Consider the following 25,610-nt stretch of genomic DNA (forward strand, 5'->3'; position numbering starts at 1 on the left):
AGCAGGCCAGAACTCTTTGATATTTTATGTAAAATTACTGAGGTTCACCCAACTATCGAATTTGATATTAATGGTTTTATCGAGGATCTAACGAGTAGAGTACCTGTATTAAGGAAGGATGGATTATCTCTTGCTTGGCAACATAAATCGATTCAGGAGTACTTCTTTTCGATCTACATGATTAGAACACTAAAAGATGAACAAAAGATAGAAATGCTGACAAGGTTAGCTCAAAGCAATAAACTATCAAAATACAAGCTTGTAATTGATATAATTCACGATGAAGATACAGAACTATTTCACAGGACATTTACTCAGGCAGCTTATGATTTTTACATGGGAAACGTCAAAGATAAATATAAAGAAAAATCTACGGAGAATGATTCACTAAATGTCTTTTACAGATATATATCTGGAGACCTGAAAAGGATTATAGGAAAAGGTAACTATGACCGAATCTACCATAAAGTAAATCTAGCCACCGCTGAAATATTTACAGAAATTAAAATGCTTATACAACAAAAATACGATTTCAAGAATTACGGCGCGTCACAATCATATATACAACATAATACCAAATCATTTGCATATGCCAGCATACTAACATCACCAATTGTAACCATATTAGAAGTATTAAACAGCAAAAAATCAGATTTCGTTAGAAACGTATCAATCAACGGCGGCGGACTGATAGGTGGAAAATTAATTGAAAATTTCACAAAGGAAGGAAATGTTAATGCGCTTCGCTCGCTAGGAATAAACTTTAACATCTATGTTATCGATGCAGAAACCTGCCGCACATTTTTAGAAAAACTAAATTCAGATGTGAAGAAAAGAGAAGAATCAACGCTGTTCTTTACTGATTTTTAAAAAATAACTTCGATGTATTTCATATAAAAAGGTGAATATAGCACTCACCTTTTTTACTTGCTAATGATCCGCTAAACAAAGACATTTAGCGGATTGTCTTTTACCGATAATCTTCCGGACTAGGGCAAGCGCACATTAAGTTGCGGTCGCCGTATACGTCGTCGATACGGGTAACGGTTGGCCAGAACTTGTTTTCGGCCACGTATTGCGCCGGGAAAGCGGCGTATTGGCGGTCGTAAGCACGGTCCCAACCGGCGTCGAAAATGTCTTCCATGGTGTGCGGTGCGAAGTGCAGCGGGCTGTTGTCTGCTGTCCACTCGCCTGCTTCTACCCGGGCAATTTCATTGCGAATAGAAGTCATGGCCAGAATGAACTTGTCCAGCTCGGCTTTGCTTTCTGATTCAGTTGGCTCAATCATCAGCGTGCCAGCAACCGGGAATGACATGGTTGGCGCGTGGAAACCGTAGTCCATCAGGCGCTTGGCAATGTCCATCTCAGTCACACCAGTGGCTTCTTTTAATGGGCGCATATCAATAATACATTCGTGCGCTACGCGGCCGTTGGTGCCCACGTACAGCACAGGGAAGTGTTGGCCCAGTTTCTGTGCCATGTAGTTGGCGTTCAGAATGGCCATTTCAGTGGCCTGACGTAAACCGTCGCCGCCCATCATCTTAATGTACATCCAGCTGATTGGCAGAATGCCGGCGCTACCGAAAGGTGCGGCAGACACTGCACCGTTGTTTTCGCCTGTGCCGTCAATTTTTACCACAGCGTGGTTAGGCATAAACGGAGCCAACTGTTTCTTCACGCCAATTGGGCCCATACCAGGGCCGCCACCGCCGTGTGGAATACAGAAGGTTTTGTGCAGGTTTAAGTGCGATACGTCCGCGCCGATAAAGCCAGGCGAAGTCACACCCACCTGAGCGTTCATGTTGGCGCCGTCCATATACACCTGGCCGCCGTGGGCGTGAATGACGTCACACAGCTCACGAATGGATTCTTCGAATACACCGTGGGTAGACGGGTAAGTCACCATAATGGCGGCTAACTTGTCTGATACGGCTTCAGCTTTGGCTTTTAAATCAGCCATGTCGATGTTGCCGCTCTTGTCGCAGTCTACCAGCACCACTTCAAAGCTGGCCATGGCCGCTGTTGCTGGGTTAGTCCCATGCGCAGACACCGGAATTAAACACACGTTGCGGTGTGAATCGCCACGGCTTTCGTGGTACTTACGAATGGCTACCAGGCCCGCGTATTCACCCTGAGCACCAGAGTTTGGCTGCATTGACACAGCGTCGTAACCGGTAATGTTCACTAACCAGTCGGCCAGTTCGCCAATCATCTGGTAGTAACCTTCGGCCTGGTCGCGTGGTACGAACGGGTGCAGCTGGCTGAATTCTGGCCAGGTGACCGGGATCATCTCGGCAGTGGCGTTCAGCTTCATGGTGCACGAACCTAATGAGATCATCGAGTGGTTCAGTGCTAAGTCTTTGTTTTCCAGCTTTTTGATATAGCGCAGCATTTCTGTTTCGCTATGGTACTGGTTAAACACGGCGTGCGTTAAGTAGGCAGAGGTACGGACTAAGTCAGCCGGAATAGAGCTAGAACCGTTCGCTACAATAGCTGCGTCCAGCGCGGTTACGTCTAAGCCGTGGCCTGCGCCTAACACAATGTCAAACAACTGAGCAATGTCGGCCGCGCTGGTTACTTCGCTGAAGGCAACGCTTAAGCTGTCTGCAATGTCAGTACGCAGGTTCACACCAGCAGCAATAGCGCGTGCTACAACGGCAGCGCGGTCAGCCACAGTAAAGGTGATGGTGTCGAACCAGCTGTTGTGCTTCAGTGCCACGCCTTTGGCCTGAATGCCAGCGGCGAAAATGTCGGCGCTGCGGTGAATACGCTCTGCAATGTTTTTCAGGCCTTGTGGGCCGTGGTACACACAGTAGAACGAGGCCATGTTGGCCAGCAGTACCTGTGCAGTACAAATGTTTGAGTTGGCTTTTTCACGGCGAATGTGCTGCTCGCGGGTTTGCATGGCCATACGCAGTGCCTGGTTACCACGGCGGTCTTTTGACACACCAATGATACGGCCTGGCATAGAGCGCTTGTACTCGTCACGGGTGGCGAAAAACGCTGAGTGTGGGCCACCGAAGGCCATAGGTACACCAAAACGCTGGGCAGAACCCAGTACCGCGTCGGCGCCCAGTTCACCAGGAGATTTTAACAGCAGCAGCGCCATTGGGTCTGTGGCTACAGCAACAATGGCTTTTTTCGCTTTTAATTCAGCAATTAAGGCAGCGTCGTTACGTACTTCACCTGTGGTAGACGGGTACTGAATCAGAGCACCGAATACGTCGTGGTTTACCGCGTCAGCCGCTTTGCCCACTAACACGTCAAAACCAAACATTTCGGCGCGGGTTTTTACCACGTCGATGGTTTGTGGGTGTACGTCGTCAGCAATGTAATAAGTGTTTGATTTGTTTTTGGTGACGCGCTTGGCCAGTGCCATGGCTTCAGCAGCGGCTGTGGCTTCGTCCAGCAACGAGGCAGACGCTAAGTCCATGCCAGTTAAATCTAACGACACTTGTTGGAAATTCAGCAGCGCTTCTAAACGGCCCTGCGCAATTTCTGGCTGGTATGGCGTGTACGCTGTGTACCAGCCCGGGTTTTCCAGCACGTTACGTAAAATAACGTTTGGCGTTAAGGTTGGGTGGTAGCCCATACCAATGTAGCTTTTGAAAATTTTGTTTTTGTCGGCAGCGGCTTTTAAATAAGCCAGCGCGTCCGCTTCAGTGGTGGCTGCGCCTGTCGCCAGCGGCGTGGTCAGACGGATAGAAGCAGGCACTGTTTGTGCAATCAGCTCTTCCATGCTGCTAACGCCCAGCTCTGCCAGCATAGCGGCAGTTTCGTTGGCGTCAGGGCCGATATGGCGTTGAATAAATTCTTGATGGTTCGCAAGTTGCGACAGGGTTTTCACAGCTGAAGTGGTCATGCCTTGAAGTTCCTAAAGCGTTTAATAAATCTGTGGTTGCCCGCAGTGGGCGTTCCGGTTTGGCCGGTAAATAAAAAACCCCGTGTTGCCACGGGGTTTAAAGACGACTTATTCGGCGTCGATAACAGCCTGGTAACCAGCGGCGTCTAACAGGCCAGCCAGTTCGCTTTCGTCAGAGATTTTGATTTTGAACATCCAGCCGTCGCCGAATGGCGCGCTGTTTACCAGCTCTGGTGCGTCGTTCAGCGCGTCGTTGGCTTCAACGATTTCGCCAGACAGTGGCGCATAGATGTCTGAAGCTGCTTTTACAGATTCAGCGACAGCAACGTCGTCACCTTTAGTTACGGTTTCGCCAACTTCTGGTAATTCAACGAACACCATGTCACCCAGTAAGTCCTGAGCGTGTTCAGTGATACCAACGGTGTACACGCCGTTACCTTCGTCGCGTACCCACTCGTGTGATGAAACATATTTTAAATTAGTTGGAATAGAGCTCATCTTTTGTTCCTCAGACCTTAATGCTGTGTTTTATTGGGGCCAGTTGACTGGCTTCGGCAACCACCATAGCCAAGGCTTGGGGTTGCCGCAAGGCGGGTTTTGCAGGCGTAGCTGATTATTTTTCAGCCAACGCCTACCCCACCATTAAATAACTTTTTTACCCATGCGGACAAAGTTTGGTTTCACCACTTTGACCGGCACCAGTTTACCGCGAATATCCACTTCTGCCGTGTCGCCAGTAGCAGCCGGCACGCGGGCCATCGCAATACTAAAACCTAAAGTTGGCGAGAAAGTACCAGAGGTAATTACGCCTTCACCGGCAGCAGTCACCACTTTTTGGCCGTGGCGCAAAACGCCTTTGGCTTCCATCACCAGGCCAACCAGTTTTTCAGTACCAGCCGCTTTTTGCTGTTCCAGCACGGCACGGCCAATAAAGTTGCGGTCGCTTGGCTCCCACGCAATGGTCCAGCCCATATTGGCAGCCAGTGGCGAGACAGTTTCATCCATATCCTGGCCATACAGGTTCATACCTGCTTCTAAGCGCAGCGTGTCACGTGCACCTAAACCAGCTGGTTTCACACCGGCATCCAGCAGTTGCTGCCACAGTTGTGGGGCTTTCTCTGCAGGTACAGAAATTTCGTAACCGTCTTCACCTGTGTAGCCAGTCGTCGCCACGAACAAGTCACCAGCCTGTACACCGAAGAATGGCTTCATGCCAGCCACAGCCGCTTGCTGCTCAGCTGACAGAATAGTGGCTACTTTGGCTTTGGCATTCGGGCCTTGTACGGCAATCATGGCGAACTCAGGGCGCTCAGTCACCGTCACGTCAAAGGCTTTGGCTTGGGCGTTGATCCAGGCTAAGTCTTTTTCGCGGGTGGCACTGTTTACTACTAAGCGGAAGAAATCTTCAGTCAGGAAGTACACGATTAAATCGTCAATCACGCCGCCTGCTTCGTTCAGCATGCCGCTGTACAGGGCTTTGCCTGACACTTGCAGCTTGGCTACGTCATTGGCCAGTAAGTGGCGTAAGAAAGCGCGGGTGTTGGCACCACGTAAGTCAACGATGGTCATGTGCGACACGTCGAACATACCGGCGTCCTGACGCACAGCGTGGTGTTCTTCGATTTGTGAACCATAGTTCAACGGCATATCCCAGCCGTGGAAGTCCACCATCTTGGCGCCAGCTTCTACGTGCTTGGCGAATAATACGGTTTGTTGGGCCATCGGTACTTTTTCCATTGTTGTATGCTGCGTACGGCGCGGCAGAGGTAAGGTTTCAGCCGCTGCGTTGTTCGCACAGGCTGACGCCATTGAAAAAGTTAGATTGCAGTCATCAGTTGGTCACAGTTTTGTGCATATAACCAAAGCTACAATTCAGGATGAGCCTGATTATAACCGATGGCCCAAGGGGCCAACAGCCCCTAGTTCATTAGATTTATTTATGCGGAGGAGTCCAGAGTCAGCAGGCTGTTGCGGCGTTGTCAGTCAGGCGTGAATTCCGGGCGGGCCCGTTTAGGCAAGTCACCGCTATTGCCAAGCGCGGCCGCCATAATGCTTTTCTTCAGCGGACCGGCTTTATCCACCAGCCGCATACCTAAGCCCCGCACCAGTTTTAATGCGGGGTTGCTGCTACCAAAGCCACGTTTAAAAGCTTCCATGGCCACAATCAGGGTTTGGGCTTCGGCCTTGCGCCAGCGCTCAAAACGGCGCAGCAAACGCTCTTCCTGTAAGGGCTTACGGGCGAGCACCTGCTCTGAGATTAGTTCTGCTAATGCGACAACGTCCATTAAACCTAAATTCATGCCCTGCCCCGCCAGCGGGTGAATGGTGTGTGCTGCATCGGCAACCAGCACCACCTTATTCAACAACCATTCGCTGGCGTAACGCATTTTCAGCGGATGCGCGCTCAGCACACTGGCGCGGCTTAATACGCCAAGCGCATTGCCACTGGCGACAGTCAGTGCTTTGTTGAACTCCGCTTCGCTCAGTGCCAATAGCTGCTCTGCCTGTTCAGGTGGCACACTCCAGACAATGGACAATAGATGCGAATCGGCCAGTGGCAACAAGGCCAAAGGCCCGTCTTTTAAAAACACCTGGCGCGCACACTGGCCATGCGGTTCGGTGCTGTGAATTTGGCACACCAGCGCCTGGTGATCGTAATCCCAAAAGGCAATTGGCATTTTCAGCTGCTGACGCACAAAAGAGTTGGCGCCATCAGCCGCCACCAGCAGTTTGCACAGCACGGGCCCCTGCCCACTCAGACTAAGCAGAGTTTGCTCTTCGCCGGCATTAATGCTGTCAATCTGGCAATTAAACAGGCAGCGCACATTGGCTTTGTCGGCCAGTTGCTGGAACAGGCACTGGCGCAGCTCTTCGTTGTCCACCAGGTACCCCAAAGCGTCCACTTGCTGCCCGGCTGCGTCAAAGGCAATACGGGCAAAACTGTCGGCTTCCCAGACTTCCATTTTTTGAAAACCGGCTTTGCTGGAAAGCTGTTGCCAGGCGCCCAGTTGCTGCAGCACCCGGCGCGATGCCTGGTTCAGCGCACTGACACGTTGCAGGCTGGGCGCGGCGCCAATCTGCGGCGCATCGCCTTTATCCAGCACGGCAATTTTCAGCGGCAGTTCGCTTAACAGCAATGCCAGAGTGAGACCTGCGCTGCCCGCACCAACAATAGCGATATCCAAATCCAACATGGTTAAACTCCTTCGGTCTGGCGCTTCGGCACGGTCATTCCAAGCTGCTGCAAGCGCTGCTCTATGTGCTTAAGCGGCGTCAGCCCCATCGCAAAATGCGCCAGTTGTGATTTCAGGCCACTGCAATAATTCAGCCCGCTCAGGCCAATATTCCGCCCAAGCGCGATCAGCCGTGACGAATTGGAAAACAGCCGCACTAAGGCGTCTGTGTACAGGATCAGTTGCTGCATATCCGGCTCACGCAGCTGCTGGTAAGCGCGGGTAAAGGCGTAATCACCCAGCTGAGCCGGTGTCGCCTGGTTTATTCTGGCCTGCACCAGCAGCAGTAATGAGTAGATATCGCGCAGCGCCAGATTAAAACCCTGGCCAGCAATAGGGTGCAGGTTATGTAATGAATTGCCCAGCAGCACCACCCGATGCCGGGCAGCTTCCGAGGCCCGGCGCAAAGTCAGCGGATACAAAGCACGCTGCCCGGCCTTGTGGAACACCCCGGCCCGGTAACCCGCCTCACTTTGCAGTGCGGCAAGAAAATCCGCTTCGGGCAATTGCATCAGCGCTGCGGCTCGCTCTGGCGCTAAGGTCCAGACCAGCGAATAACGCTGCTGCGTCAGCGGCAACAAGGCCAGCGGACCTGTGGAGGTAAAACGCTCAAAGGCTTTACCCTGATGTGGCCCTTGCAGGCCAATATTGGCAATCAGCGCCGTTTGGCCATAGTCATCGCTTTGCAGCGCAAAACCGGCCAGCTCGCGGCTGGGTGAAGCGCCGCCTTCGGCAATCACCAGTAAACGGCAACTGAGGCTGACGCCCGATTTCAGCTGCACCTGCTGCAAGTCCAGTGACGGCGTAATGGCACTGATGGCGTCGGGCCGGAACCAAACTAAGCGCCCTTGCGCTTCATAAGGTTGCAGCTTTTGATGCAGCACTGTGCCTATATGCTCCACTTCGATCACCTGACCTAGTGCGTCCAGCTGATAGTCGCTGCTTTGCAGGTAAGTTTTACCGAAGTGGCCTTTGTCTGACACCGCAATGGTTTTAATCGGGCTCGCATGAGGCGCCAGCAATGACCAGAGACCCCAGTTTTTCAACAGGCCTATGCTGCCTTGTGACAAGGCGATACTGCGGCTGTCGAAACTGCTTTTGGACGGGCTGGCCTGAGCCTGCTGTTCAATTAACGCCACCTTAAGGCCAGCGTGCTGCAATAACTGGTGTGCCAGCATGGCTCCTGCCATACCGCCGCCTGAAATCAGAATATCAAAAGGCTCTGTCAACGCGTCCTCGCTTGTACTGGGCTTTGCTTGTGTCAGGCTTTGCCTGGTCTTAGGCTTTGCTTGGTTGTAGCCTGGGCCAGCTTACTGCGCGGCCATCAGCGCCTCTATCTGTGCAACCTCTTTTGGCACCGCCTCGGTCAGGTTGTCATGCCCGTCCCTGGTGACCAGTAAATTGTCTTCTATACGTACCGCCAGGCCCCACCATTTAGCGTCACAGGCGGAGCCGGTTGGAATATAGAGGCCGGGTTCAATGGTCAGCACCATGCCAGGCTCAAATGGTCGCGCGCTGCCGTCTTTTTGGTAAGCGCCAACATCGTGTACATCCAGCCCCAGCCAGTGGCCAAGGCCATGAATAAAGTACTGCTTACAGGCGTTATCCTGAATTAATTGCTCCAGCTCACCCTGCAAAATACCCAGCGCCAGCAAACCTTTGGTCAGCTCGCGCTGCGCTGCAGCGACGGCGTCATTCATGCTGTTGCCCGGTTTAACGGCTGCACAGGCTGCGTACTGGGCGTTTAACACCACCTGATACAGCGCCGCCTGCGCCGCGCTGAACTTGCCATTGACCGGGAAAGTACGGGTAATGTCGCCCGTATAGCCCTGATACTCGGCCCCCGCGTCAATCAGCACTAAATCGCCGTCTCTTAACGCGTCGTTGTTGTCGGTGTAATGCAAAATACAGCCGTTTTCGCCGCCGCCTACTATGGTGTTGTAGCCGACTTTACGGGCACCGTGCATGGCAAACTCATGCACAATATGCGCTTCCAGCTGGTATTCAAACACGCCGGCTTTGGCCGCCTGCATTGCTCTTCTATGGCCCAGCGCACTGATATACCCAGCTTTTCGCATCAGTTCTTGCTCAGCTGCATCTTTAAATAAGCGCAGCTCGGCGATCAAGGGCCGTAAGTCCTGCTGCACTGTAGGCGCCTGATAACCACGCTTTGGATAGAGCCTTAAGGTTTTCAGCGTCTCTGCCACTTTGGCATCAAAAGCGGCATAAGTACCTTCAGCGTACACCAGTGTTTGCTTTTTATTCAGCGCGTCCAGCAGCACCGTATCGAGCTGGTCGATACAGGCGGTGTCCAGACCAAATTGGCTCTTGGCGGCTTCAGGCCCAAAGCGCCGGCCTTGCCAGACTTCAGCCAGCACGTCTTTAGCGCGACACAGCAGAAGATGCCTGCTTTCGCCATGCTCTGCTTTGCTTAAGATCAATAAGCTTTCTGGTTCTGGAAAACCCGTCAGGTAATTCAGGTCACTGTCCTGACGGAACGGGAATTCAGTGTCGCGGCTGCGGGTCAACTCTTGTGCCGACGGGATCAGCGCCACAGAGTTAGCGGGCATTTGCGCCAGCAATGCGTCGCGGCGTTGTTGGTAAATAGCTGTGTTCATTAATGCAGGGTCTTGTTCTGAACTTCGGCTTTGGCAAACTTCTGGCCCACTTCATTAAAACAGGTCAGCACCAGTAAACGGATATGCTCAAGCACTAAGTAATAGGATTCTTCATTGTCTTCGCTACTGGTGTCGTCCAGCGCAAAAGGGTCGATATGGGTTATTTCGGTCAGCTGGGTAACGGCATCGCGCACATCTTCCGAACAAAGCGACAAATCGTTTTGCTGAATGGCAAAACCCACTAAAAACGACTGCGCCCATTCGACCATGGCTTCCAGCCGTTCTGGTAACGAATCGTCGTCAGACGGCAGCAATAAGGCAAAGGAGTAGTCGGTTTGTGCCAAAGATGCAGACGTCTGAGCAATTAATTCAGAAATTTCTGTTTTTGCCTCGTGAGATAAGGCTTGCCCGTCATTTAAGAAGTCATCCAGAACTGGTAAGATCTGCGTCGCTTCGGCATTGACACCGGCAGACAGCAAGCCAGCAATTAAGCCATGAACTTCGGCGGCAGACGCCATCAGGTGAGATTGATCCAGCAAGCTGGTCCAGTAGTCGTACGAGCGTAAGGCATTCGGATCCATAATTTTTCGGCCAAAGCGACTTTTCAAGGCGTGTATCCTATCATCTGAGCGTTAAGCCCGCCAACAGATGGCGCCCAACTCGCAGGCCCCGGCGGTAACTATGCAACTTCGTAAATTTCGTCCCGTTCCTCCACCTCCGGCCGACGCCGTGGTGAAAAAACCTGTCGCCATCAAAGGCAAAGCCGACAAACCGAAACAACTGACTATTTCCGTGTTGGGCCGGGTGCTGAAAGTCGCCTGCCCTGTGGGTGAAGAGCAGCGCCTGCAAGCCGCCATTACTGAACTGGAAACCCGGGTCGCCAACACCAAATACAAGCCCGGCGTGCATATGAATGAAGATGTGCTGCTGATGATCGCACTGAATTTATGCAACGAACTGGTGGATTTGAAACCTAAGCCTGCTGAGTCATCCAACTAAGTTGTGAATTAAAACACCAACTTGCGGCAAAATTACGCAACTAAACGCTAAAAATGAAATTCGGGGCTGAACAGCCCCGGAGCCGGTGTTATACTTGAGGCGTTCTCTGAGTTGTTTGTGATTGGGATGACGTCCCTGAGCCGATATTCTTTTAAACCAGGGGCTCTTCTGTGTTGCTAGTGTGCAAGCTCAGCCCGTACTGAGAAGCCTGAGGCGACCTTTGGACTCCCGCCTTGAACCTTGGGTTCAAGGGCTATCTCTCGACACGGCAACTTGGAGAACTATCCCCCCACTTGCTTTTGTTTCCTGCTCTGTTGTTTTAAGCTTTGTGCATTCTGTTTTGTGATAAGCCACTTATGTCTTCCAGCCGTGCTGAATTACGCACACTGACCCGTCAGCGTCGCCGCGCTTTGTCTGCAGCCGAACAGCTGCAAGCAGCCAGTGCCTTGGCGGCACAATTACTGAGCTGGCCGCAATTAGCCCAGTGCCAGCAGATAGCGCTTTACCTGACCAATGACGGTGAAATCTCCACCCAACCCTTGCTGCATGCCTTATGGGCCGCCGGGAAAACCCTGCATTTGCCTGTACTGCACCCTGTGGTACCGGGTTATTTGCTGTTTCAGCAATTTAGCGCCGACACGCCGCTGCGGCTGAATAAATTTGCTATTGGCGAGCCACAACTCAATTGCAGCCAGCTGACGCCTGTGCAGCAACTGGATTTAATACTGACCCCCTTAGTGGCCTTTGATGCACTCGGTAACCGGCTGGGTATGGGCGGTGGTTTTTATGACCGCACCCTGTCTCAGCTAAAGCCAGACGCCAGCCGGCCTTTGCTGATGGGGTTGGCGCATCAATGCCAGCAAGTGCCGCAGGTACCTGTGGAGGCCTGGGACCAACCACTGAGTTATATCGCCACGCCAGAAAAAATCTGGCAATTCAGCCAGTAAGGTTACGCCGCCGCAACAGCTGGTTTACACCTTAGCGACCAGCCCCCCTTGCTGGTCAGATCTGAAGCAGTTCTTTTTTAGTAAAGACCTTTTTCGGCCCCCTGCTTTCAGGGTAATATCCATCTGTATGGCTAAACGCTTTTTGGACCCGCTGATGACCCAGGATCAAATGAAAAAAAATGCGGCATGGACCGCATTAGATTACGTACCACGCCAAACTATTGTGGGTGTGGGCACAGGCTCCACCGTGAACCACTTTATTGACGCCTTGGCGACCATTAAAGACCAAATTCTGGGTGCCGTGTCGTCCTCTGTCGCCTCCACTGAAAAAATGCAGGCGCTGGGCATTAAAGTACTGGATCTGAATGAGGTTGAAAGCTTTAGCGTTTATGTCGACGGTGCCGACGAAATTAACTCTCGCAACCATATGATTAAAGGCGGTGGTGCCGCGCTGACCCGCGAAAAAATTGTCGCGGCCGTCGCAGAAAAATTTATCTGTATCGTCGACCAGAGCAAACAGGTTGAGGTGCTGGGCAAATTCCCATTGCCGGTCGAAGTGATTCCAATGGCGCGCGCTTATGTCGCCCGTGAACTGGTGAAACTGGGTGGTAACCCGGTCTGGCGTGAAGGCGTCGTCACCGACAACGGCAATATTATTCTCGATGTGCATGGCCTGTCGATTACAGAGCCAGAAGTTTTAGAACAACAAATAAACAACCTGGTCGGCGTGGTAACCAATGGCATTTTTGCCCGCCGCGCAGCCAACCTGGTGCTGGTGGGAACACCACAGGGCACTTTGGTGCTGAACTGATTTTTGCAATTAACAAGAGTGAAGTAACAATGACTAAGTTTTCGTTGCCAAAGGACAAGATCAAAATTCTGCTGCTCGAAGGCCTGCACCAAAGTGCAGTGCAAACCTTTAAAAAGCAGGGTTACACCAATATCGAATACCTGAAAACCTCTTTAGAAGAAGACGAGCTGATTGAGAAAATCCGCGACGTGCATTTTATTGGTATTCGTTCCCGCACCCAGTTGAATGAAAAGGTGCTGGAAGCTGCAACGAAACTGACCGCCATTGGCTGTTTTTGTATCGGCACCAACCAGGTGAACCTGGACGCCGCCATGGAACGCGGTATCGCGGTCTTTAACGCGCCTTTCTCCAACACCCGCTCTGTCGCCGAACTGGTACTGGGCCAGCTGATTATGCTGCTGCGTGGTATTCCGGCCCGAAATGCCGCCGCACACCGTGGTGAATGGCAGAAAACCGCCACACAGTCGTTTGAAGCCCGTGGCAAAACGCTGGGCATTATCGGTTATGGCCATATCGGCACTCAGCTGTCGATCATGGCAGAAAACATTGGTATGCGGGTGCAGTTTTACGATATCGAAGACAAACTGGTTTTGGGTAACGCCACTCAGGTGGACCTGGGTTCACTGCTGAAAACATCAGATGTGGTGACATTACACGTGCCAGAAACCACGTCCACCAAAAACATGATTGGTGAAGCCGAACTGGACCTGATGAAGCAAGGCGCGATTTTAATCAATGCTTCACGCGGCACAGTGGTAGACATCGACGCTCTGGCTTCAGCATTAAAAGCCAACAAACTGGCCGGTGCCGCCATTGACGTGTTCCCGGAAGAGCCAACCAGCAATGACGAAGAATTTACTTCGCCACTGCGTGAATTCGACAACGTGATCCTGACCCCACACATTGGTGGCTCTACTCAGGAAGCGCAGGAGAACATTGGTTTTGAAGTATCCGGTAAACTGGTGAAGTACAGCGACAATGGGTCGACCTTGTCTGCTGTGAATTTCCCTGAAGTGTCGCTGCCTGAGCACAAAGGCCGCTCACGCCTGCTGCATATTCATAAAAACCAGCCTGGCGTTTTGGGCAAAATTAACGAAGCCTTTGCCAAACACGGGATCAATATTTCAGGTCAGTACCTGCAAACCAACGCAGAGATTGGTTATGTGGTGATTGATATCGACTCAGAAGATCACGAACTGGCACTGAACGAGTTAAAAGCCATTCCAGGCACCTTACGCGCCCGCGTACTGCACTAACCCACTCTCGCACTCTCGGGGTCAGGTCTTGAATTTTGCATTTCAATGCAAAATTCAAGACCTGACCCCATACCCTTAGAACGAATACACCACTGTGGCGGCGGTTTCGCTGTCAGTGCTTTTCTTGTCTGCGGCTACGTCGGAATCGTATTTCACATTCACACTTAAACGCAGCGCCAGCCGGTTATTGATTTGTGCGGTAATAGCACTGCGGCTGACATAACTGGTGTTGTGGCCATCAAGTGACACGTTGTATTCCAGTGTTTGCTTAAACTTGCTGGTTGCCGAGAAATGGTATTCAAAGTTGGCTGCAGCGTACCAGATTAAACCTGAGTTGCTTTCGCCTTCGGATGGCTTGTCATAAGCCAAACCCGGACCGGTTTCGAAGTCCAGGTAGTTTTCTCCTTCCGAGTACAAACGGTTGGCATAACCTGCAGCCAATGACATTTGCTCACGGAACGCACCAAAGCGGTCGTTCAGGTAGTGTGCCCGGCCGAACAAGCTGCTGTCAGACTGCCTGTATTTGTAGTTACTCTGACCGGTCAGACCAATCCGCTGGCCTGTGGTGTAGTCGGTTTTTTCACCTGTGACTGAATCTTCCGTGGTGTTGCGCTGAAATAGCGTCTGAATAAAGTACTTATTACGGAAGCGGTCCAGTTCCTGATTTAATTCCACATTACTGCGCACTGCGGTGGATTCGGTGTTACCACGGCTTAACGCCACCCCAACTTCCACGTCACCCGCCCAGGGTTTTATCTCGGCGTTTGCAACGCTGGCTGGGGCTTGCTGCGCCAGACTGCTGGCAGATAACAACATCAAACATGCGACAACAGTACGCATCACTCGGTATCCTTTTTTTGGTTTTCTATTCTGAATTCAGATAAAGAAAAACCAGGCGGTGCCTGGCTTTTCTGGCCACGCTGCGGCGAATTACTCCGCGTCAGCAGCCCGGTTTTGGATATAACCTAACGCCATTTCAATGCGGCTTAAGCAACGCGCTTTGCCAATCAACGTCAGGGTCAGGTCCAGCGACGGCGAGTTACCGCCACCTGTGACAGCAACACGCAGTGGCATGCCCACTTTGCCCATGCCTAAACCCAGGCTTTCGGCCGCCGCATTGATAGCGCCATGCACAGCTTCGGCAGTCCATTCGGTTAACTCCGCCAGTTTGCTTTTTACAGCAGCCAAAGGCTCTGCGGCCACAGGGCGCAGGTGTTTTTTCGCGGCGGCTTCGTCAAACTCAGCGAAGTCTTCATAGAAATAGCGGCTGACTTCCACCATTTCTTTTAAGGTTTTCACCCGCTCAGCCTGCACTTTGACCAGTTCAGCCAGCGCAGGGCCGTTGCTGGTATCCAGCTTCTGATCGGCCACATGCCATTCCAGGTGTTTAGCCACATAAGCTGGCTCCAGCGTTTTCATATAGTGCTGGTTTAACCAAATCAGCTTGTCGGTGTTAAAGGCTGACGGTGCACGGTTACAGTTGGCTAAATCAAACAGCTCGACCAGCTCGGCTTTGCTGAAGATTTCCTGATCGCCATGCGACCAGCCTAAACGCACCAGGTAGTTCAGCAGGGCCTCTGGCAGAAAACCATTGTCACGGTATTGCATCACGCCAACAGCGCCATGGCGCTTCGACAAACGCTTACCGTCATCGCCCAGAATCATTGGCACGTGAGCATATTTCGGAATTTCAGCGCCTAATGCGGCCAGAATATTCATTTGACGTGGCGTGTTGTTGACATGGTCGTCACCACGAATGACATGGGTGATGCCCATTTTCCAGTCATCCACCACCACAGTCAGGTTGTACGTCGGGGTGCCGTCACTGCGGGCGATGATTAAGTCGTCCAGCTCAGCGTTGGCAATTTCGATGCGACCTTTGATTAAGTCGTCAATCACCACCACGCCGTCCAGCGGGTTTTTAAAACGGATCACATAAGGAGTGTTTTCCGGATGATCAGTGCGGTCGCGCCACATGCCGTTGTATTTTGGCTTCAGGCCAGCAGCCATTTGCTCTTCACGCATCTTGTCGACTTCTTCAACAGTGCAGAAGCATTTGTAGGCTTTGCCTTCAGCCAGCAGCTGAGCCACCACTTCTTTGTACAGGTCAAACCGCTTGGTTTGGAAATACGGGCCTTCGTCGTAATCCAGATCCAGCCAGGTCATCCCTTCCATAATGGCGTCCACAGACTCCTGAGTGGAACGCTCTAAATCTGTATCTTCAATACGCAGAATAAACTTGCCGCCAGTTTTGCGGGCATATAACCAGCTGTATAACGCCGTTCTGGCGCCACCAACGTGCAGATAACCTGTAGGGCTTGGCGCAAAGCGAGTAACAATCGACATAATAAATCCATCAGGGCCAAAAAATCGGCCGCTATTGTAGCGCTGTTAACTGCTGAATGCACGGCCGATACCACCATTGCAGCGGTTAAAGCGGTTACTTTTACAGCATACGATTAAGCAAACCGAAAATAGTGTTGACACAAAAAGTCCGCCCCCTATAATGACCGCCGAACGTTACGCCGGATGGTTAGCTCAGCCGGGAGAGCACCGCCCTTACAAGGCGGGGGTCACTGGTTCGAACCCAGTACCATCCACCATCAAACTCTGTTTGAAACGACGTTCACTGCAGTACCCAGACCGGATGGTTAGCTCAGCCGGGAGAGCACCGCCCTTACAAGGCGGGGGTCACTGGTTCGAACCCAGTACCATCCACCATCAAACTCTGTTTGAAACAACGTTTACTGCAACACCCAGACCGGATGGTTAGCTCAGCCGGGAGAGCACCGCCCTTACAAGGCGGGGGTCACTGGTTCGAACCCAGTACCATCCACCATAATTTGTTGTGATAGTGTAAGGTCGGTGAAGCACCGCCCGCTCTCTGTGACAACACGGGTGACACTGATTAAACCCAGTACCATCCACCATCAAACTTAGTTTGATAAAACTTCAGTTACACCCAGACCGGATGGTTAGCTCAGCCGGGAGAGCACCGCCCTTACAAGGCGGGGGTCACTGGTTCGAACCCAGTACCATCCACCATAATCTCTTTCAATGAAATCCAGACGCCTTGCAAGTGCGATGTACGCACCGCCCGCTTTCCATGACAAAACGGTTGTCACAGGTTCGAACCCAGTACCATCCACCATATTGTTACGCAGAAGACCTGTAGCTTTATAAGCCCCCTCGAGGCACCGCCAATTTTTTCACAATTTACTAACCTTACTTCCTAAATTCGCAAAATTTTCAAATTTCACCGAATTTCTCTGGCCTTGCTGCATCAATTAGCGCTTTAATATCTATATTTGATAGAAATGATAAATCCTCTAGAAACGCATGACTGACGAGCTGAGCCGCGATATCCGCATTCTGATTGTGGATGAGCAACCCATTTTGCAAAATTACCTGCGCTTTGCGCTGGAGACCTTGGGCTTTCTGAGTTTCAGCCATGCCGAAAATGCCAGTGCGGCTTTGGCTTTGTATCAGGAAAAGTTTTTTGACTTGGTGATCTGCTCTTTTAACCTGGATGGCAAAGACGGTTATCAGCTGTATCAGGAACTCAAAGTCCGTAATCTGTACCGCCACAGCACAGGCTTTATCTTTATCAGCGCCGACACCGACCCTTCTCTGGTGCACAGTGTGCTCGAGCTGCAACCTGATGAATTTATGGTAAAGCCATTTTCCATCAAAGATTTAAAGACCCGTATTGAACGTACCATGCAGCGCAAACAGCAGCTCAAACCTCTGTATGAACTGCTGGATCAAAATAAAACTGTGGGTGCAGTGCAGCAAATTGACCATTGGCTGAAACAAAACAGCATGCCAAAGTTTGCGCCTCTGCTTAGAAAAACCCGCGGTGAGATCCTGATCAACAGCAACAGATGGGCGGAAGCCGAGCAATTTTATGACGCTATTCTGGACCGGGACCCACAGCCCTGGGCGCAGCTTGGCCTGGCACGTTGCCTGATGGAGCGCGGTGAATTCAGTCAGGCCATATTCCTGCTGCAGCCGTTATTGCGAAAATCTGACTACAAGCTGTTGGCGCTGGATTTACTGTCCAATATCTACCTGCAACAGCATTTGTTTGACAAAGCACACGCCGAGTTAAAACAAGCCGCTGCGCTGGCGCCACGCAATTTATTGCGCCAGCAAAAGCTGCTGAATTTATCCAGGCTTAACCATGATTACGAACATCAGTACAAAGCAGCACGCGATCTGGTGAAGTTCGCCCGCTACTCCGTTTTTGAACAACCTGATTTGTATCTGAACCTGGCGCGATCCTGCATCGACTATGCGCTGACCACCAGTGAAGACGACCAGACCTATCGCTTGTCCAAGGTTGCCAATGAAACCTTGAACTCCATGCGTAAAGCCTTCCCGGATCAGCCCAAAGAAGAGCAGCAACTGGTATTGCAGGCCCGCTTACTCTATCTGAAAGACCAAATCGACAAGGCGAAACAACTGCTGCTGGAGCTGCAAAAAGCGCCACAGCCAGACCGGCTGGAAGATGCGCTGGACAAGGCCAAAGCGTTGCATGAAGTGGGCTTACTGAATGCATCCCGTCAGGTCCTGAGCCAGGTCACATTGGACAGCCAACAAGAACAAGGGGTAGACCCGGTGTTTATCCGCTACCTGCAACAAGAACAAAAAGAACGGGCCGCGCTGCCGATGGGCCCACGTGAATTTAATAACAATGCAGTGCAGATGTATGAGCAAGGTCATTGGCAAACAGCGCTGGACGCCTTTGTACAGGCATTTCAGGTGATGCCGTCCAACGCAGGTATTGCGCTGAATCTGTTGCAGGCGCTGCGCTCTGGCAAAGCTCAGCTTGATGCTGAACAGGCGTCGCTGCTTGAGCAGCAGTGTGAACTGCTGTTGGTCAATTCCAAGCTAACCAAAGAGCAGCAGCAACGTTGGCTGCAATTACAAGGCCGCGAGCCTATTGCGATTTAACACCAGATGCCGCAGGCTCTGGCCATTCACTGAGCACCAGCTTCAGCCGGTAACTGCGCACTAACCACAGCGCACCAATCGCCAAAGTAATAGGCGCCAGCAATAACCAAGGCGCAGTCACAGTCACAAAGGCGGGCAGATGCGTCAGGCTGTGACCCAAATCAAGCAACGCCGTCGCAATCAGTGGCCATCTGCAATGACGCCACAACACAAAACAGCGGCGCCAGCCTTTGTCTTTTCGTTGCGACAACACCAGAGTCAGCACCAAAGCCGGCAACGCTATCAGGCAGGCCAGCATAAAGTCTTCCGAATGCGGATAGATCATTTTCAGCATGCTGTCGCCGCCTTCCCGCATGGTCAGCACCACGACCCACAACAGATAAGGCCGCAGCAACACCAATAGCAGGGCGTAAAACATCCAGGGAATACGCACCAGCCCATGGTCGTCCAGCTCAAAATACCGCTTCATTTAAGCGAGACCGTGCTCAGTAAATAAATCCAGCATTTGTTGCTCAGTCCAGACCGGAATATTCAGCTCGGTCGCTTTCGCCAGTTTAGAACCCGCATTGTCTCCGGCTATCACCGCATAGGTTTTTGCCGAAACCGAACCCGAGACTTTCGCCCCCAGCCGCTGCAGTTTGTCTTTGGCTTCATCCCGCCCCATCGCCAGCAAGGTTCCGGTCAGCACCAGGGTGAACCCAGCCAAGGGCTGCTCACCTTGTTGTTTCTGTTCAATGGCAGGCCAGCTCAGACCGAGCTCGATCAGCTCAGCAATCACGGTCTGGTTGTGTGGCTCAGCAAAAAAGCGCTGAATTTGCCCGGCGACCACAGCGCCTACATCGTTGACTGCCAGCAGCTGCTCCAGGCTGGCCTGCTGCAGTGCGTCCAGCCTGGTGAAGTGATTCGCCAGGTTCAGTGCTGTCGCCTCACCCACTTCACGGATCCCCAGCGCATAAATAAAACGTGGCAAGCTGGTTTGTTTGGCCTGTTCAATGGCGGCCAATAATTTCAGCGCCAGCTTTTCACCCATCCGGTCCAGCCCGACCAAGGCACTGAATTCCAGCCGGAAAATATCGGCTGGGGTTTTCACCAGCTGCTCGTCGACCAACTGGTCAATCAGCTTGTCCCCCAAGCCTTCAACGTCCAACGCTTTGCGGGCAACAAAATGTTTCAATGCTTCTTTTTGCTGTGCAGCGCAAAACAGGCCACCGGTGCAGCGGGCAACGGCTTCACCTTCCACCCGCTCTACTGCGGAGTCGCACACCGGGCAGGTCTGTGGGAACAGAATAGCTTTGGCATCCTGTGGCCGCTCTTCGAGCACCACGGCGACAATTTGTGGGATCACGTCGCCAGCGCGGCGGATGATGACTTTGTCACCAATCAGCACGCCGAGGCGGTTAATTTCATCCTGGTTGTGCAAGGTGGCATTGCTGACGGTCACACCGCCCACCACCACAGGTTCTAACCGTGCGACTGGCGTAATAGAGCCGGTGCGGCCAACTTGAAACTCCACATCCAGCAAGGTGGTGGTTTTCTCCTGCGCCGGGAATTTAAAGGCCACAGCCCAGCGTGGTGCCCGTGACACAAACCCCAGCGCCTGCTGTTGAGCCAGGCTGTCGACTTTCAGTACCACCCCGTCTATTTCATACGGCAGCTTCGCCCGTTTGGCCAGGATCTGCTGCTGATACGCCAGTGCAGCAGCCAGGCCATGCACCTGCTGCACTTCCGGGCACACCGGCAAGCCCCAGCTTTTTAGCTGCATCAGGCGGTCATAATGGCTGTGGTTATTCAGTAAACTGGCCGGGTCGTCCAGCGCTCCAATGGCATAGGCATAAAACATCAATGGCCGGGTTGCTGTGACTTTCGGGTCGAGTTGACGCAGGCTGCCTGCCGCCGCATTGCGTGGGTTGGCAAACACTTTGTCGCCACTTTGTCGTGCTTTGGCGTTCATTGCCTCAAAACCGGCCAGTGGCATAAAGACCTCACCACGCACTTCCAGTACCGCCGGCACATCCCCAATCAGCTTCAAAGGAATGGCGCGGATGGTTTTAATGTTGGCGGTAATGTCTTCGCCAGTGAAACCATCACCGCGGGTCGCCGCCTGCACCAGCTGGCCATCTTCATAACGGATACTGACTGCCAAGCCGTCCAGTTTCGGCTCCGCCGAAAAGCTGAAGTCGCCAGTGAAATCGATGCGATCCGCCATACGTTTGTAAAATGCACTGAAATCATCGGCGTCAAATGCATTGTCTAACGACAGCATCGGGATCTGATGCGTTACCTGGCCGAATTTACTTAAAGGGGCCGCCCCCACCCGCTGTGTTGGCGAGTCGGCAGTGATTAACGCCGGATCCTGTTGCTCCAGCAGTTGTAACTCACGAAACAGCGCATCGTAGTCGGCGTCAGGGATTGAAGGGTTATCCAGCACATAATACTGATAGTTATGGTGGGCCAGCAGCTCACGTAACTGCTGCGCCCGGGCGGCAGAAGTTAAAGTCATAGTTAACTCTTTGTTGGTCAAAGGCCTGGAGGCCAGATAAACAAACAGGCCCCATGACGGGGCCTGTGCAGTTCAATGTTCTAATCGCTGTTAACCGTGGATCAGCTGCTTACGCTGAAACTCACGGATTTTCTCCACATAGTGGCGCACGGTTTGCACCGTCAGCACTGAACGTTGGCCGTCCAGCACCTGGCCACCGAATTCATCGGCCAGCTTTTTCGCCGCGCTGTGCATCAGGTTAAAGTTCTGCAGCGCTTCGCCAGGCCCTGGCAACGTCATAAACAGGCTTAAACCACGGGTATTCATCTTGTCCATGTCTTCCAGGTCAAAGGTGCCTGGGTTAAACATATTGGCCAGCGAGAACAGCACCTCACCAGAACCGGCATTGTCCTGGAAGCGGTGGAAAATATTCATTTCGCCGTATTTGAAGCCCAAGGTCAGCAGGCTTGGCAGTAATAAGGAACCGTTGATTTCTTCGCCTTCGGGCAGCAACACATACAGGATCAGCACTTCATTGGCTGGCGCCTGTGGCGCTTCATCTTCCACTGCATCGTAACTGGCCTGCTCTTCTGCAGCAAAATCCAGCTCGTCTGTGGCAGAAAAACCGCTCAAGTCCAGTGACGGCTCCGACACTTCAGGCTCGCGCCGCACTTTCACTGGCTCACGTAATTTATTGCTTTTTGGCGGTACAGTCGGCGCCGGTTTGGGTTGTGGCTTTTCACCCGGAGCCAACACGCGCTTTTTACCCACACCAAACTCGTCAAAGCCGTCGGCCTTCTCTTCCGCGGTTTCAGGTTCGTAATTCAGTTTGTCCTGATTGTTTTTCCGGACCGTCCACCAACCGTGTAACGCCAGAGCCGTAATACCGGCTACACCCAGAATAATTAATACATAACGTAATTCTTCAGCCATCTCTTTTACCTTTTAGTTCTCAGGCTTGTGCCATTTTCACGGCATCTTCCACATCCACTGCCACAACACGAGAGACTCCGGGTTCCTGCATGGTTACCCCCATCAGCTGTGCTGCCATTTCCATCGCAATTTTGTTATGGCTGATATAAATAAATTGCACTGTCTCAGACATTTCCCGGACCAGATTACAGAATCTGCCGGTATTCGCGTCGTCCAGCGGCGCATCGACCTCATCCAACATACAAAAAGGTGCCGGATTTAACCGGAAAATTGAAAACACCAATGATAAAGCTGTCAGCGCTTTTTCACCACCCGATAACAAGTGAATTGTACTGTTTTTTTTCCCCGGCGGCCTTGCCATGATGGTAACTCCAGTTTCTAACAGATCTTCTTCAGTTAAATCAAGGTAGGCACTACCGCCACCAAAAACTTTTGGAAACAGATTCTGCAGTCCTTCATTCACCTGTTCGAAGGTCTCCTTAAATTTTTGCCGGGTTTCCCGGTCGATTTTACGGATGGCGGTTTCCAATGTATCCAGTGCGTCGGTTAAATCCTGATGCTGGGTATCCAGATACTTTTTCCGCTCATCCTGCTGTTCAAATTCTTCGATAGCTGCCAGGTTAATAGGCCCTAACCGGCTGATACTATCCTGTGTTTTTTCCAGTTGCTGCTGCCATTGCACCTCGTCAGCTTCAGCCGGTAAGGTTTCCGACAGCTCGCGGAAGTTCACCTGCAACTCGGTCAGTTGCTCCAGCATATTGGTGGCCCGCACCCGGTAACCTTCGGCAGCAAGTTGCAGGTCGGTCAGCTCACGCTGTTTTTGCGCTAACACATGGTTCAGACCTTGTTGGCCTTGTTCCAGTTGCCGCAGCTGGTCGTCCAGTTGTTGCAGTTGTTGACTTTGTTCAGCCACTAAAAGTTCCTGCTCAGCACGTTGTTCCAGCAGGATCTGCAATTCTTCCTGTGGATCGGCGTCCGGTTCTGCCAGTTCTTCTAACTGATCAGCGACCACCTGAGCACGTAACTGCAGCTGTTCTTGTTGTGCTCTGCCCCGCTGCAAACTTTGTTGTTGAAACTCCAGCTGTTTTTGCGCCGACTGCTGTTCCAGTTTCAGTTGCTGTACCTGCTGTCTGCAGAGATCGTATTGCTGGCGCAGCTGCTGTACCTGCTGCTGGCTTTGCAGCAGTTGTTGCTCCAGCGGGTACTGTTGTTCCGCCAACTGCTCCTGCTGCAGCTGTAATTCATCCTGTTGCAGCTGCAGCATGTCCAGCTGCTCTGCACTTTGTTCGGCCTGCTGCCGCGCTTTGCTCAGCTCCAGCTGGGTTTGCTGCAACTGCTGCTGGCTTAACCGCTGTTGCTGCTCCGCCAGCAGGCAAGCTGTGGTCAGTTGCTGCACTGCCGCTTGCTGGGTGTCTTTTTGCTGCTGCAGCTGCTGCAACCGGCCTTTGTCTTGTTGCAGTTGTTGCTCGGCCTGCTGCAAGTTGAGGTGTTGCAGCTGCAACTCAGGTTCCAGTTGCTGTAATTCCAGTTCAAGCACGCTGAGCTGATGCTGCAGCACCAGGCTATTGTCCTGCTCATCCTGCGCCAATTGACCCCAATTAGACCCAAACCAACGGCCGTCCTGGCAAATCAGCGACTGCCCCAGCGCCAGTTGGCTTAGTTGTGTTTGCAGCTGTTCAGGGCTTTGCAGCAACAGAATCTGATTGAAATAATCCGGCACCAGACCATCGACCACGGCAGCAAGAGTGCCCAGAGTTTTGTTCTTGGGCTGGCGCAGCACATAGGCCTGCGTTGGTTCTGACTGATGCTGCTCGCTTAAGCCGGCCTGCTGCAAACCGGACAGAGCCGTGGCAACAGCCAGCGCCCAGCTTGGGTCCGGCTGCAACTGAGCCAGTAATTCTGCGCTTTGTTGTTGGCGCTGCTGCCACTTTTGTTGCAGCTTCTGATGTTGCTGTTGCAGGTTTTGCTGCGACGTTTCCAAGCGCAGCAGACTAGTGCGTTGCTGCTGCCAGTGCAATTCAGCCTGCTCGAAAGCCAGCTGAGCCTGGTTAATTTGCGTACTGAATTCCGTTAACGCCGCCTGCTGCAATTCCAGCTCTTGGCGCAGCTGGGCCGTTTCTGCCGGCTGCTGCTGTTGTGCCAACAACTGCAATTGCTGGTCTAGCTCGGCCGCTCTGCTGCTGGCCGATTGCTGTTGTTCCTGCTGATGACGCTGCTGGAATTGATTCTGCTGTAACTGCTGCTGCAATTGCAGACGCTGATGCAGCTGTTGCTGCTGGCCCTGCTGTTGCTCAGCCAACAGTTCGCTGGCTTGCTCCAGTTGTTCGGTCAGCTGTTCCAGCTGTACCTCACTGATGTCCAGCTGCGGCGCATAACCCAATAACTGCTCCTGCAACTCCTGTTGCTGGGCCAGCTGCTGCGCCAGGTGTTCATCGGTGTCTGTCAGCGTCAGTTGCAAGGTACGTAACTCGTCGCTTAAACGCTGACGTTGTTGACGCTGATGCAACAAGTTTTGCTCCAACCGGGTGATCTGGTTGCCCAATTGGTAATAACGGGCCTGCGTTTGCTGATGACTGTCACGCTGTGCCTGCTGCCGCTGTTTGAGTTGCAGTAATTGCAGCTCGTCACCGGACTGGCTGGCCTGGAATTTTTCAATCTCGGTTTGTTTCGCCAGAATTTCCTGTTCGCTCTGCTGCTGCAAGCCGTGGAAATGTAGCCATTTCAGGCAAGCCAATTCGGCTTTGAGTTTGCGTTCCTGCGTTTTCAGCTCTTTAAAACGCGCCGCCGCGGAGGCCTGACGTTTGAGCTTTTCGAGGTTTTTACCCAACTCTTCGCGCACATCACTCAGACGGTCGAGGTTTTCACGGGTATGTTTGATGCGGTTTTCGGTGTCGCGCCGCCGCTCTTTGTATTTGGAAATGCCAGCGGCTTCTTCGATAAAAATCCGCAGCTCGGCAGGTTTGGATTCAATCAGCCGTGAAATCATGCCCTGTTCGATGATGGCATAACTGCGCGGTCCAAGGCCTGTACCTAAGAAAATGTCGGTAATGTCACGCCGCCGGCATTTACTGCCGTTCAGAAAATAGCTGGACTGGGCGTCGCGGGTCACCAGACGTTTAATCGAGATTTCACTGCGATCGGCCAGGCTGCCCTGCAAGCGGCCTTGGGTGTTTTCAAACACCAGTTCGACTGAGGCTTGTGACACAGGTTTGCGCTGGGTCGAGCCGTTGAAGATGACGTCGGTCATGGCATCGCCGCGCAGGTTTTTTGCAGAGCTTTCACCCAGCACCCAACGCACGGCATCGATCACGTTGGATTTGCCGCAGCCATTTGGCCCCACCACGGCAGTCATTTGGGCCGGAAAGCCCACTGCGGTCGGGTCAACAAAAGATTTAAAACCAGCCAGTTTTATTTGCTTTAAACGCATCAGTCCCTGGATCACAGCGCAGGATTGGTATTCTGCCGAAACTGTAACAGAAGCCCCCTTAGTGTGTCATTACTGAAACTTGCGGTTAC

19 protein-coding genes, 4 tRNA genes and 1 other RNA gene are annotated in these 25,610 nt (G+C 52.3%); 11 read left to right on the forward strand and 13 right to left on the reverse strand.

Going from position 1 to position 25,610, the window contains the following annotated elements; all coding sequences use genetic code 11:
- Window positions 1–177 precede the first annotated feature (177 nt).
- Window positions 178–870 (forward strand): hypothetical protein, encoded by a 693-nt coding sequence (locus ACFO3I_RS07155; protein ID WP_377332892.1) that lies wholly within the window; start codon window positions 178–180, stop codon window positions 868–870.
- Between the two features lie 100 nt (window positions 871–970).
- Here the strand turns inward: ACFO3I_RS07155 and gcvP are convergent, their stop codons facing one another.
- From gcvP to ACFO3I_RS07190, 7 genes are all read right to left on the reverse strand, one after another.
- Window positions 971–3,862, reverse strand: a complete 2,892-nt coding sequence (gene gcvP / locus ACFO3I_RS07160) for an aminomethyl-transferring glycine dehydrogenase (protein WP_377332893.1) — start codon at window positions 3,860–3,862, stop codon at window positions 971–973.
- Between the two features lie 108 nt (window positions 3,863–3,970).
- Window positions 3,971–4,360, reverse strand: coding sequence for a glycine cleavage system protein GcvH (gcvH, locus tag ACFO3I_RS07165; protein WP_377332895.1), 390 nt, complete (start codon window positions 4,358–4,360; stop codon window positions 3,971–3,973).
- A gap of 144 nt (window positions 4,361–4,504) precedes the next feature.
- Window positions 4,505–5,584, reverse strand: a complete 1,080-nt coding sequence (gene gcvT, locus ACFO3I_RS07170) for a glycine cleavage system aminomethyltransferase GcvT (RefSeq protein ID WP_377333453.1) — start codon at window positions 5,582–5,584, stop codon at window positions 4,505–4,507.
- A 257-nt stretch (window positions 5,585–5,841) separates the two neighbouring features.
- Complete coding sequence (locus ACFO3I_RS07175; protein WP_377332896.1) at window positions 5,842–7,056, reverse strand: FAD-dependent monooxygenase; 1,215 nt, start codon at window positions 7,054–7,056, stop codon at window positions 5,842–5,844.
- Between the two features lie 2 nt (window positions 7,057–7,058).
- Window positions 7,059–8,324, reverse strand: a complete 1,266-nt coding sequence (ubiH, locus tag ACFO3I_RS07180; protein ID WP_377332898.1) for a 2-octaprenyl-6-methoxyphenyl hydroxylase — start codon at window positions 8,322–8,324, stop codon at window positions 7,059–7,061.
- Window positions 8,325–8,405: 81 nt separating this feature from the next.
- The gene (pepP, locus tag ACFO3I_RS07185; RefSeq protein WP_377332899.1) at window positions 8,406–9,713 is read right to left on the reverse strand and encodes a Xaa-Pro aminopeptidase; all 1,308 of its coding nucleotides are present in this window, start codon (window positions 9,711–9,713) and stop codon (window positions 8,406–8,408) included.
- Window positions 9,713–10,321, reverse strand: a complete 609-nt coding sequence (locus ACFO3I_RS07190) for a UPF0149 family protein (protein ID WP_377332901.1) — start codon at window positions 10,319–10,321, stop codon at window positions 9,713–9,715. Before ACFO3I_RS07190 ends, pepP begins: the two co-directional genes overlap by 1 nt.
- 73 nt (window positions 10,322–10,394) lie before the next feature.
- Here ACFO3I_RS07190 and ACFO3I_RS07195 point away from each other — a divergent pair, with 73 nt between their 5' ends.
- The 5 genes from ACFO3I_RS07195 (at window position 10,395) to serA (ending at window position 13,726) form a co-directional block, all read left to right on the forward strand.
- Entirely contained in the window at window positions 10,395–10,712 is a 318-nt protein-coding gene (locus ACFO3I_RS07195) for a cell division protein ZapA (RefSeq protein WP_377332903.1), read from the forward strand.
- A gap of 100 nt (window positions 10,713–10,812) precedes the next feature.
- Window positions 10,813–10,996, forward strand: a non-coding RNA gene (gene ssrS, locus ACFO3I_RS07200) — 6S RNA.
- Window positions 10,997–11,068: 72 nt separating this feature from the next.
- A complete protein-coding gene (locus ACFO3I_RS07205; RefSeq protein WP_377332905.1) occupies window positions 11,069–11,659 on the forward strand; it encodes a 5-formyltetrahydrofolate cyclo-ligase in 591 nt (196 codons plus the stop codon).
- A gap of 154 nt (window positions 11,660–11,813) precedes the next feature.
- Window positions 11,814–12,470, forward strand: coding sequence for a ribose-5-phosphate isomerase RpiA (gene rpiA / locus ACFO3I_RS07210; RefSeq protein WP_377333454.1), 657 nt, complete (start codon window positions 11,814–11,816; stop codon window positions 12,468–12,470).
- A gap of 29 nt (window positions 12,471–12,499) precedes the next feature.
- The gene (serA, locus tag ACFO3I_RS07215; RefSeq protein ID WP_377332906.1) at window positions 12,500–13,726 is read left to right on the forward strand and encodes a phosphoglycerate dehydrogenase; all 1,227 of its coding nucleotides are present in this window, start codon (window positions 12,500–12,502) and stop codon (window positions 13,724–13,726) included.
- 75 nt (window positions 13,727–13,801) lie between these two features.
- On the opposite strand, the gene ACFO3I_RS07220 is transcribed toward serA, so the two are convergent.
- Window positions 13,802–14,566 carry a DUF481 domain-containing protein gene (locus tag ACFO3I_RS07220; RefSeq protein ID WP_377332907.1) on the reverse strand — a complete coding sequence of 255 codons (765 nt, stop codon included), beginning with the start codon at window positions 14,564–14,566 and terminating at the stop codon, window positions 13,802–13,804.
- Window positions 14,567–14,656: 90 nt separating this feature from the next.
- The gene (gltX, locus tag ACFO3I_RS07225; RefSeq protein WP_377332909.1) at window positions 14,657–16,072 is read right to left on the reverse strand and encodes a glutamate--tRNA ligase; all 1,416 of its coding nucleotides are present in this window, start codon (window positions 16,070–16,072) and stop codon (window positions 14,657–14,659) included.
- A gap of 181 nt (window positions 16,073–16,253) precedes the next feature.
- Here gltX and ACFO3I_RS07230 point away from each other — a divergent pair.
- The 5 genes from ACFO3I_RS07230 to ACFO3I_RS07250 all read left to right on the forward strand — a co-directional run bounded on the left by ACFO3I_RS07230 (window position 16,254) and on the right by ACFO3I_RS07250 (window position 18,682).
- Window positions 16,254–16,329 (forward strand) — tRNA-Val (locus ACFO3I_RS07230).
- Between the two features lie 42 nt (window positions 16,330–16,371).
- Window positions 16,372–16,447 (forward strand) — tRNA-Val (locus tag ACFO3I_RS07235).
- A gap of 42 nt (window positions 16,448–16,489) precedes the next feature.
- A tRNA-Val gene (locus tag ACFO3I_RS07240) sits at window positions 16,490–16,565 on the forward strand.
- Window positions 16,566–16,695: 130 nt separating this feature from the next.
- Window positions 16,696–16,771: transfer RNA gene (locus ACFO3I_RS07245), tRNA-Val, on the forward strand.
- A gap of 294 nt (window positions 16,772–17,065) precedes the next feature.
- Window positions 17,066–18,682: a response regulator gene (locus ACFO3I_RS07250; RefSeq protein ID WP_377332910.1), complete on the forward strand. Its 1,617-nt coding sequence runs from the start codon at window positions 17,066–17,068 to the stop codon at window positions 18,680–18,682.
- Here ACFO3I_RS07250 and ACFO3I_RS07255 read toward each other — a convergent pair.
- The 4 genes from ACFO3I_RS07255 to smc all read right to left on the reverse strand — a co-directional run bounded on the left by ACFO3I_RS07255 (window position 18,669) and on the right by smc (window position 25,521).
- Window positions 18,669–19,151 carry a DUF2919 family protein gene (locus ACFO3I_RS07255; protein ID WP_377332911.1) on the reverse strand — a complete coding sequence of 161 codons (483 nt, stop codon included), beginning with the start codon at window positions 19,149–19,151 and terminating at the stop codon, window positions 18,669–18,671. The genes ACFO3I_RS07250 and ACFO3I_RS07255 overlap by 14 nt on opposite strands.
- Window positions 19,152–21,182 carry an NAD-dependent DNA ligase LigA gene (gene ligA / locus ACFO3I_RS07260; RefSeq protein ID WP_377332912.1) on the reverse strand — a complete coding sequence of 677 codons (2,031 nt, stop codon included), beginning with the start codon at window positions 21,180–21,182 and terminating at the stop codon, window positions 19,152–19,154. It lies immediately after the preceding gene.
- Between the two features lie 90 nt (window positions 21,183–21,272).
- Window positions 21,273–22,094, reverse strand: a complete 822-nt coding sequence (gene zipA, locus ACFO3I_RS07265) for a cell division protein ZipA (RefSeq protein WP_377332914.1) — start codon at window positions 22,092–22,094, stop codon at window positions 21,273–21,275.
- A gap of 19 nt (window positions 22,095–22,113) precedes the next feature.
- Window positions 22,114–25,521, reverse strand: coding sequence for a chromosome segregation protein SMC (gene smc, locus ACFO3I_RS07270; RefSeq protein WP_377332916.1), 3,408 nt, complete (start codon window positions 25,519–25,521; stop codon window positions 22,114–22,116).
- Window positions 25,522–25,610: the final 89 nt, after the last annotated feature.

The sequence above is a fragment of the Rheinheimera marina genome (genome assembly GCF_042654345.1).
Classification (GTDB): domain Bacteria; phylum Pseudomonadota; class Gammaproteobacteria; order Enterobacterales; family Alteromonadaceae; genus Pararheinheimera; species Pararheinheimera marina.